This window comes from Calderihabitans maritimus (assembly GCF_002207765.1).
Classification (GTDB): domain Bacteria; phylum Bacillota; class KKC1; order Calderihabitantales; family Calderihabitantaceae; genus Calderihabitans; species Calderihabitans maritimus.
Window position 1 is genome coordinate 202636 of the sequence record NZ_BDGJ01000168.1, and the last position, 9200, is coordinate 211835.

A 9200-nucleotide genomic window follows, 5' to 3' on the forward strand; every position below is an offset into this window, starting at 1 on the left:
GCTTTCTTTTCTTGTATGCGCTATTCGGACAAGCATTTTTATAGAGAGGAGTTACACAATGCTCGGATGGGGCACGGACATCGGAATAGATTTGGGCACGGCCAGCGTGTTGGTTTACGTTAAGGGCAAAGGAATTGTTTTAAATGAACCTTCAGTCGTAGCTATTGAGCGAGATACGGGCCAGATTTTTGCCGTCGGGGAAGAGGCGAGGCGAATGCTTGGCCGTACACCCGGCAACATTATTGCCATCCGCCCGCTGCGGGAAGGTGTTATAGCCGATTATGACACGACGGAGAAGATGCTCCGGTACTTTATCAATAAGGCCTGCGGCCGGCGTTTCTTCTTCAAACCGAGAGTAATGGTGTGTATTCCCTCCGGGGTAACGGGTGTGGAGGAGAGAGCTGTGCGCCAAGCGGCCCTGCAGGCGGGAGCGCGACAGGCATATCTGATAGAGGAGCCTTTGGCTGCTGCCCTGGGAGCCGGGCTGGACATTTCCGAAGCGAGCGGCAGCATGGTGATCGACATTGGCGGTGGCACGGCAGACATTGCGGTCCTTTCCTTAGGGGGAATTGTTTGTAGCAAGTCGCTGCGGGTAGGGGGAGATAAATTTGACGAGGCTATTGTCCGGTACATAAGGCGAGAGTACAATCTGATGATTGGCGAACGGTCCGCTGAGGAGTTAAAGATAAAGATAGGTACCGCCTATCCTCTGGCGAAAAGGGAGAATACCAGTTTGGAAATTCGCGGGCGCGACCTGGTAAGCGGTCTGCCCAAGACGGTTACCGTTACCTCCGTAGAATGCTACGAGGCGCTGGCTGAGCCGGTGGAAGCGGTGGTAGGCGCCGTTAAGGAAGTGCTGGAAAAAACTCCTCCCGAGTTGGCGGCCGATATAATCAATAAAGGCATAGTGATGACCGGTGGAGGTTCACTGCTACACGGTCTGGACATCCTCCTGCGGGAGGAAACGGGACTGCCGGTACATGTAGCGGAGGATGCGATCTCCTGTGTGGCCTTAGGTACCGGCAAGGCACTGTCTATGCTAAATGTTCTGCAGAGCAGTGGAATTATTTCCAAAAAAGTAATTTAGAGGCACTGTCCAAAGGGGCGGTGCTTTTAAATTTGTATAATTCCGCCCATGCTGACCAATAATAACTTAGGACTTAGCCAGGAAAGGAAATGAGCATGGGCAGGTTACTTAAAGCGGTATTGGTCATCGCGTTCTTTTTTTCTTTTTTGCTTTATCTCTCGTCCGGATACTATCTTAACCTGAACCTGACAGATAGCCTTAATGCCGATTCAGGGGTCAATTTTTCCTTACCCCGTAAGGACCATCGTGACGTTCTGCTTGCTGAATCACAAACCTCGGGGACGAGCATTTACCACCTTAATCGTCTAACCGACAACCTGAACGTTCTTTTTGTGGGAATTGAAAAAGGAAAGGTCCGTATGATTTCCGTCTACAGTATCAACTACAAAGAGAATATGAAATCAGTAGCCGTGTTTTTTCATCCCCAAACGGTTCTGACCGGCGAATCTCTGGCTTCCTTGTATTACCGTAGGGGAATTAAAGCCCTGGAGGCAGCCCTAGAAAAGGCCATGGAAATTGAAATCAAATATTACCTTCGTATAGATAAGGCCATTCTCGACGAGGTCAGCCGATTCATCGATCCTATTGTTGTTTCGGAGTGGGAAGTAAACCTTTCCGAAATCTTTACCATGGGAGTAACTCCCTACGATGAGGAAATTCTGGGAGCCCTGGTCCGCGAGCTTACCAAGCCTCAGGTATACTTCGTTCACCTTCCCCGTCTGGTTATGACCTTCAAAAACTATGTGGATACCGACTTCCCCCTTACCCTGGAAAACCTCCTGGTACATTTTCGCATTGCTACTTCAATCGATACCAGATCTATTAAAAAGGTAATTATCCCATCAAGACCGTTGGAACAGCAATTCCTGACCGGCCTGATATACCAATTTACCAGATAAAAAAATTAACGCACGGTGTAGCACCGTGCTGAATTCAGGTGGGGATCACATTATATTTCGCTTGCGGCTTTTCTTTTTGTCTTCTTCAATCTGCTCATCGATATCCATAATCTTAACCAGTATCTTAATTTTGTCATTCTCTTTAGCGTTGACCCACTCATCTATTAAGTGATTTCGTCTTCGGCGCAGTTGAGCAAGATCAGCCATACTTTGAACCCCCTTTCCGGAAGTTTGTTTTTGTGAACACAAGTACAAAAAAGGAGAATAAAAAATTCTTCAAACTTAGTGAAATGAGGTGCAATCCCTTTTAAAATAAAATTCCCCTTGGTAAGTGAATTTATTCTAAAAATATCGAAAAATTCCTGCTCCTTTTGTAAAAATTTTTTGAACAAAATAAGTGGTAATTTTTTCTTACCCGATAAAACAGGAATTGTCTCTTCGGTGTCGAACCATTCTATGTTATCCTTTTCACTAATAATTATACTTATCATCTATGACATTGTCAATATTCTGAAAAATTATTCTTTATAAAATTTACTATCTCAAGGGGGCAAGAAAATGATTTATAGGCGTCGCTGGTTAGTCCTGCTCACGGTGCTGGTTCTGACCGCATACTTTATCGTCTCAGGAGTACAGGCGTCTCTTCCCGAGCCGGGGGGAGAAGGAGATCCTTTAGTAACCAAAAGCTACGTTGATAATTACATAGAAGCGCGATATCTGGAACTGCAGGAGCAGTTGGAAGCTCTATCGGCTCAGGTCACTGTGCTGGAAAACAGGGTTCAGGAACTGAAGGAAAGTATCAAGCCTAAAATAGTATTGACTATTGGTAAGAAGACGGCCTACATCGGCATGCAGCCAAAGGAACTGTTGGTTGCTCCTTTTACTAAGGGAGGAAGGACCATGGTTCCCTTCCGGTTTGTCGGGGAGGCTTTGGGAGCGGCTATCGGTTGGGAGCCCTCCACCCGCACAGTTAGTTACCGCCGTGACGGGGCAACTTTAGAGCTAAAGATCAATTCTCATCAGGCTCGATTTAACGGGCAGGAGATTAAACTGGATACTGCTCCTCTGCTGGTCGAGGGCAGTACAATGGTACCCGTTAGGGTAGTCAGCGAGTTTTTCGGGGCAACAGTTGTTTGGGACGGCAAGACACAGACAGTTACTATTACTCCTTAAAGCGAACGGCCGAAGCCTCCCTTGAAAAGGGTGAGGCTTTTTGGCTGCTGTAGGGAGGAAGTGCCCGTGAGCGGTTACTGGAAGAAAGTTTTTGGCTGGTATCTGGCCGGCATCCTATTCATCATCGCCTTTTATCTAGGCCTGTCAGGCTATATAAACTCTCGGGAGATACCTTCCGGGGAAGAAGATTTTCCGCCACAAACCGAGGAACCCGGCTTGCCGCCCATAAACGTTCTAATTCTGGGTTTGGATACCCGGGAAAATCAAAAAGAGCCGGGAAGAACTGATGCCATCATGGTGGCCCGTATCGACCCGGAAAAGCCGGGAATATATCTCGTCTCTATTCCCCGGGACACCCGGGTGAAAATCAAAGGGTCCTGGGACAAGATTAACGCGGCCTACGTTTACGGAGGCATAGACCTGGCCCGCCGTACTGTAGAGGAATTTCTGGACATTACCATTGATCACTACGTTATTGTAGACTTTCGGGGTTTCGTCAGGTTGGTGGACCTGGTTGGCGGTATAGATTTAGAAGTACCGGTACGCATGTATTACCCGCCGGAAGGGATTGACCTGCAGCCGGGGTATCAGACCCTGAACGGGGAAGATACTCTGGCTTATGCCCGTTACCGCTATACTAAAGAAGGGGACATCGGACGGGCCAAAAGGCAGCAGCAGGTTTTGGAGCTACTATTGAGAAAACTGTTGCGGTTGCAGAGTCTAAGCAAACTCCCGGGTATGATTAAAATAGCGAGAGAGTACGTAGAGACGGATTTGTCTGCCCAGACGCTAACCCAATTGGGTAGGGTTGCTTATCGGGTGAAGGATGTCCCGGTAACTACAGTGGTAATACCGGGCAAAAATTTAAAGATAGATGGCTTATGGTACTGGGAACCGGACCGCGGGAAGGTCCGGGAAATTGCCCGGCTTTTGCGCTAGGCGTTTCTTGTAATAAAAAAATGGCCGCAGGTGGAAGGACTGGCCGGAAACATGTCGAACTCTCCTGAAACAGCCTAAATTATGTAGAATATTGCAGGGGAGAGTACGGCATGAAAGAAAACCACAGAAATAATCTCAGCTTCGACGAGGAATTCTGGGGCACTCGGGGTACAACCGGGCTGAAGCGCCGCAGGAAAAAAAGGCGGCGGGTTATTTCCGGGACACTGACCTGGTTGTTACTCATTATCGTCTTTTTTGGTGCCTTTACCTATATCGGTTTTCGCATTACCGACAGTTGGCTGTCCCCGGGGGTAGATTCCGGGGAGCGGGACGGGCAGGCTCTGGCGGATACAGGGAGCAGAAATCTTAAGCGATTCAATATCCTGCTTCTGGGAGTGGACCAGCGGGAGGACGAGACTTCCCGGGCGGATACTATTATGGTTGCCTTTCTTGACCCAGGAGAAAAGACCGTCAGGCTGCTTTCCATTCCCCGAGACACTTACGCAGAAATCCCGGGCCGGGGCCGGGAGAAGATCAACCACGCCCACGCCTACGGTGGACCGGAATTGATGGTTAAGACAGTGGAAAATTTCCTGGGAATTTCCCTGGACGGGTACGTGGAGGTCAATTTTGAAGGGTTTATAAAGGTCATTGATCTGTTGGGCGGGGTAAAGATCAACGTGGAAAAACGAATGCACTATCCTCCGGAAGGCATCAATCTCTACCCGGGGCTCCAGACTCTGGACGGACAGAAGGCGTTGCAGTATGTCCGGTTCCGCAGCGACGGCAGGGGGGACATCGGCCGGATCGAGAGGCAGCAAAAATTTCTACAACTGCTGGCCGACCAGGCACTGCGCCTGAAGAATCTCCCCAAACTGCCCGGCATAATCCAGGAGATTTGGGCGAATACCCGGACGGACCTCAGCTTAACGGAGATAATTTCTCTTACCGCCGCCTTTAAAGAAGTGGAGGAAATATCCATAGAGGCTAAGACGGTGCCCGGGGAACCAACTTACATAAACGGGCTCAGCTATTGGAAGCCTGACCACGAACAACTGCAAAAAATCATCGATGCTTTTACCCGCCACTAAAAAATTGGTACTAAATTATTTAAAAAAAGTGCAAGAAAAACTATCTTTCTATCGTATTTATAGGTGAGGGTAGCAAATGAAGGTAAACGTACTAGGAACCAGGGTCGATGCTCTTGATACAGAACAAGTTGTACAGGAGATTGCTCGTTTCATAGCAGAAGGTAATCCTCATCAGGTCGTGACCCTCAACGCCGAAATCCTGTATCGGGCGCAGCGAGACCAGGCCCTCAAGGAACTGATTAACACGGCCGACCTGGTAACGCCGGACGGAGCAGGGGTAGTCTGGGCCGCCCGGCGCCTGAAACAGCCGGTGCCAGAGAGAGTGACGGGGATAGACCTGATGTACCGGCTGGTGAAGGAAGCGGAACGTACCGGTTGGCGGCTGTTTCTCTTCGGCGCCGCACCGGGAGTGGCGGAGGAGGCCGCCCGCAATCTTAAAAAAAATTACCCGAAATTGCAAATAGCGGGAACCTTTCACGGTTATCCCGCGTCCAATGAAGAAGAGGCCCTGCTGTCAAAAATCCGGCAGGCACGTCCTCACATCCTATTCGTAGCTCTAGGGGCCCCCCGTCAGGAATACTGGATACGCAGGCACATGCAGGAATTAAACGTTCCGGTTTCCATAGGAGTGGGGGGCAGCTTTGACGTCATAGCGGGAAGAAAGAAGAGGGCCCCCAAATGGATGCAGCGCCTGCACCTGGAGTGGCTGTTTCGCCTGCTTCAGGAACCCTGGCGCTACAAACGCATGTTGGTTCTGCCCCGGCTGGTTTTCCTGGTTTTGAAAGAATCTATTTTTCCCAAAATTTCCTGAGGTTTGTGCCTCATGGGACCGGTTGACTTGTCTGGGGGCTGTGTTATAATTAGGAAGTAGTCAGGCAAAATGCTCTAAAATAACTATAATGAACCAAGCGAGTGAAAATTATACATAAAACGACACATCGGTTACATTTAACGTAAAATTTTGGCTAAAAATAGCAGGAAATTTTCATCTGAAGGTGTAATAAACATTAGGATGGCGCCTTTGTTCTTTGACATTTTCCATACGGCTTGCTAAAGGGTTACAACCTTTAGATTTTAATGAGCTTCAAAAATATTTGAAAGGAGGGATGGCTCAGGGTAGTGAAGCAGTTCCTCAAACAGTGTAAAAGGTTTTAGAGAGAGAAAGAGGAGAAACCAAAAAAGGAAGAAAAGGGGGATTTAAGAAGAATGAAGAGGTACTCTAAGTTACTTGTACTCTTAGTCGTAGCAGCATTCGTCCTCAGCCTGGCCGGCGTAGCCAGTGCCGCTGTATTCAGCGACATTGACGATTCCCCGGCAAAAGGTGACATTGTCAAATTAAATGCACTCGGAATCATCAACGGCTATCCCGACGGGACTTTCAAGCCCGGTGCTACTATTACCCGTGCAGAATTTGCCAAGATTGCGGTTATTGCTGCCGGCTATACCGAGAAAGAGGCCGACATGCTGGCAAGCGTCAGCCAGTACACTGACGTGCCTGCTAACGAGTGGTATACCGGGTGGATCAACCTGGCTACCGCCAAGGGATTGGTGAAAGGTTACGGCGACGGACGTTTTGGTCCTAACGACGAGGTAACTTACGAGCAGGTTGTAACAGTCTTAATGAGACTGCTGGGCTATGATGACAGGCTTTCCGGTGAATGGCCCTATGACTACCTGATTGAAGCTGCCAAGATCGAACTAATTAAAGACGTTACCTTTGTAACTGGTACGCCTGCACCTCGTGGGGACGTAGCCATTCTGACTTCTACTGCCCTTGATACGAACGTAGCTAACTGGGATGATGAGAAGGAAGACTTTGTAGTTGATACCACTACCACTTTGTTGGCTGAAAACTTCTCCGGCAAGTCCTTTGTTCAAGACCTGACGGTAACCGGATGGAAAGTTGATAATGACGGCAAGTTTGTTATCACTGTAGATACTCAAGATACCAACCTGACCGAGGCTACTTTAGCAGAAGATGCCAACATTGTGGGCGGTCTAATCGTGCCCTACTTGGTCAACCATAAAGTAGATGTGGTTTATAATGAAGATGACGATGAGATTGCCTACATCAACGTTAAGTCTACCCTGCTGAAGAGCGACGACGTTGAGAAAAACGATGATGGAGACATCGAAGTTGACGGCACAGCCTACGAAAATCCGGATAACCTGGATGTTCCTCTAGGTGAATACTTCAAGGTATACCTCAACGACGATAATGAAGTTTATAAGATAGTAGCAGTAACTAACGGCGGCAACCCGGTTCTGTTCAAGGAATATGACGCAGATACGGATGTAATTTCCTTCAAGAATGACGCGGCGGGTCCCTTCGACCTGGATAATTATGATGAAGAAGATGTTCTGATTGTGAAGGACGGCCAGATTGCCGACATTGACGACCTGGTAGAAAACGATGTTGTTTACGTAACTGAAGATACCAATGGTAATTATCATGGACTCAAGCTGTATCTTGAAGCCTTCTCCTTCAGCAACAGCGGCGAGCTGGTCAGCGCTTACAAGGAAGACGGTAAGGTTGTTGAGCTGAAGATTGGCAGCAAGAAGTACTCTATGACCGAAGCTAGTGTAAAGATATCCACCGACAACGGTGACGAATTCGGTGCTTTCGATTACGACAAGCTCATTGACGCTTTCGGCACAACGGTTAAGTTCGCCGTTGACAAGCAGAACAAACTCGTTTACATCGCTGCCGATATTGATGAAGAAGAACCTACTGAACTGTACGGATCCTTTGTTGATGTAGTGGACGTCAACTATAAAGATCAAGTGACCAAGGTCAAGCTCTTTACCGAGAACGGCAGCACTGTAACTTACAGTGTTGACCTGGACGAAATTACGCCTATCTATGAAAATGATGGTGTAACTGAAGCTGTATACCTTGGCAGTGACAAGTTTGTTACCGATACTTTTGTACAGTTCTCCCTTAACGATGCTGGAGAAATTGAAGCTTTGACCGCTTTGACTACCAACGGAGCGATAACTGCCGCTGACGCTGACACCAATAGGGTTAAAATTAATGGTAACTGGTATTTCGTAACTGATAATACCGTAATTATTAACACCGACTATAACGATGCTGACGATGATAAGGAAGCTGACCTGGAAGACGTAGCTGACTTCCTAAGCTACGCTGAAGATAATGCTTCTGACCTTAATCCTATTGCCGTAGTATTCAAGGAAGATGGAAATGAAGTCGAGTACCTGTTGATCAGCGAAGAGTTAACTGTGACTGAAGAGGGCGAGTACGGTATAGTCACCGACCTGTACAGCATTGGTGAAGATGATTACGTAGAAATTGACGGTACTCGTTACGAGCTTGCTACCGGCGGTCTCAATGGTGCCGCAGTGGATGACTTCGTGAAGTACGATCTCGTTGACGGTAAGGTCACATTGACCGTCGAGTTTGACGCAGATGCTGATCATACGGCCGAGAAGAAAGCAGTTACCGACAGGGATCTGAGCAATAATGCCATCGAGATTGCTGACTACTGGTACCTGTTTGATGGCGATACTGTCGTAGTTGATTACACTGGCGACGATCCGGAATATTCTACCGTAAGCAGCGTGGCAGTAGATGACAATGTAGTATTCGTAGAATACGGCGAGGGTGACGACAAACCGGAAGATACCCTGAAGTTTATCTTCATAGTCGAGTAAAGGTCACAGTCATGTGGGGCTGTCCCAACAGCATAAGTGGGGGCAGCCCCTTTTATGTTCGGTACTGTCAAGTCGGGGACGGTTCTTGACTTGAATTAGGGGCAAATGAATACTCTTCGGGATAGTGAGGAGTTGTTTCATTTAATTGCTTTCCTATTTCCTCGCAACCCGATGCTTTCAAGGTTTGCGAACTCAACTCCTAGAGCCTCATAGAGCCTCAGCCTTTTTCAGAGACTCTAAAAATTAGGTGGTCAAGTTGGGGGTATGAGTCAATAAATATCGGGGGCCAAGAAGGAAAATGAGGCCCTGCTCCATAAGAGTAAATATACCCAAAAC

At 48.0% G+C, this 9200-nt stretch carries 8 protein-coding genes; 7 read left to right on the forward strand and 1 reads right to left on the reverse strand.

Translation table 11 applies throughout. From position 1 onward, the window contains the following. Positions 1-58 precede the first annotated feature (58 nt). Both mreB and KKC1_RS13310 read left to right on the forward strand, forming a co-directional pair. On the forward strand, positions 59-1087 hold the full coding sequence (gene mreB, locus KKC1_RS13305; RefSeq protein ID WP_088554907.1) for a rod shape-determining protein: 1029 nt from the start codon (positions 59-61) through the stop codon (positions 1085-1087). Between the two features lie 95 nt (positions 1088-1182). Then, the gene (locus tag KKC1_RS13310) at positions 1183-1986 is read left to right on the forward strand and encodes an LCP family protein (RefSeq protein ID WP_088554908.1); all 804 of its coding nucleotides are present in this window, start codon (positions 1183-1185) and stop codon (positions 1984-1986) included. A gap of 45 nt (positions 1987-2031) precedes the next feature. Here KKC1_RS13310 and KKC1_RS16115 read toward each other — a convergent pair whose 3' ends face one another. Then, positions 2032-2193, reverse strand: a complete 162-nt coding sequence (locus KKC1_RS16115) for a hypothetical protein (RefSeq protein WP_153802864.1) — start codon at positions 2191-2193, stop codon at positions 2032-2034. A gap of 351 nt (positions 2194-2544) precedes the next feature. Between KKC1_RS16115 and KKC1_RS13315 the strand changes: the two genes are divergently transcribed. The 5 genes from KKC1_RS13315 (at position 2545) to KKC1_RS13335 (ending at position 8864) form a co-directional block, all read left to right on the forward strand. Then, positions 2545-3159: a stalk domain-containing protein gene (locus tag KKC1_RS13315; RefSeq protein WP_088554909.1), complete on the forward strand. Its 615-nt coding sequence runs from the start codon at positions 2545-2547 to the stop codon at positions 3157-3159. Between the two features lie 66 nt (positions 3160-3225). After that, complete coding sequence (locus KKC1_RS13320; RefSeq protein ID WP_088554910.1) at positions 3226-4098, forward strand: LCP family protein; 873 nt, start codon at positions 3226-3228, stop codon at positions 4096-4098. Positions 4099-4208: 110 nt separating this feature from the next. Then, complete coding sequence (locus tag KKC1_RS13325) at positions 4209-5189, forward strand: LCP family protein (RefSeq protein ID WP_088554911.1); 981 nt, start codon at positions 4209-4211, stop codon at positions 5187-5189. A gap of 76 nt (positions 5190-5265) precedes the next feature. Next, the gene (locus KKC1_RS13330; protein WP_088554912.1) at positions 5266-6000 is read left to right on the forward strand and encodes a WecB/TagA/CpsF family glycosyltransferase; all 735 of its coding nucleotides are present in this window, start codon (positions 5266-5268) and stop codon (positions 5998-6000) included. A gap of 395 nt (positions 6001-6395) precedes the next feature. After that, positions 6396-8864, forward strand: coding sequence for an S-layer homology domain-containing protein (locus KKC1_RS13335; protein WP_088554913.1), 2469 nt, complete (start codon positions 6396-6398; stop codon positions 8862-8864). The last annotated feature ends 336 nt before the right edge of the window (positions 8865-9200 follow it).

Coding starts and splice junctions, on each gene's coding strand:
- mreB (WP_088554907.1), top strand. CDS start 59: ATGCTCGGATGGGGCACGGACATCGGAATAGATTTGGGCACGGCCAGC.
- KKC1_RS13310 (WP_088554908.1), top strand. CDS start 1,183: ATGGGCAGGTTACTTAAAGCGGTATTGGTCATCGCGTTCTTTTTTTCT.
- KKC1_RS16115 (WP_153802864.1), bottom strand. CDS start 2,193: ATGGCTGATCTTGCTCAACTGCGCCGAAGACGAAATCACTTAATAGAT.
- KKC1_RS13315 (WP_088554909.1), top strand. CDS start 2,545: ATGATTTATAGGCGTCGCTGGTTAGTCCTGCTCACGGTGCTGGTTCTG.
- KKC1_RS13325 (WP_088554911.1), top strand. CDS start 4,209: ATGAAAGAAAACCACAGAAATAATCTCAGCTTCGACGAGGAATTCTGG.
- KKC1_RS13330 (WP_088554912.1), top strand. CDS start 5,266: ATGAAGGTAAACGTACTAGGAACCAGGGTCGATGCTCTTGATACAGAA.
- KKC1_RS13335 (WP_088554913.1), top strand. CDS start 6,396: ATGAAGAGGTACTCTAAGTTACTTGTACTCTTAGTCGTAGCAGCATTC.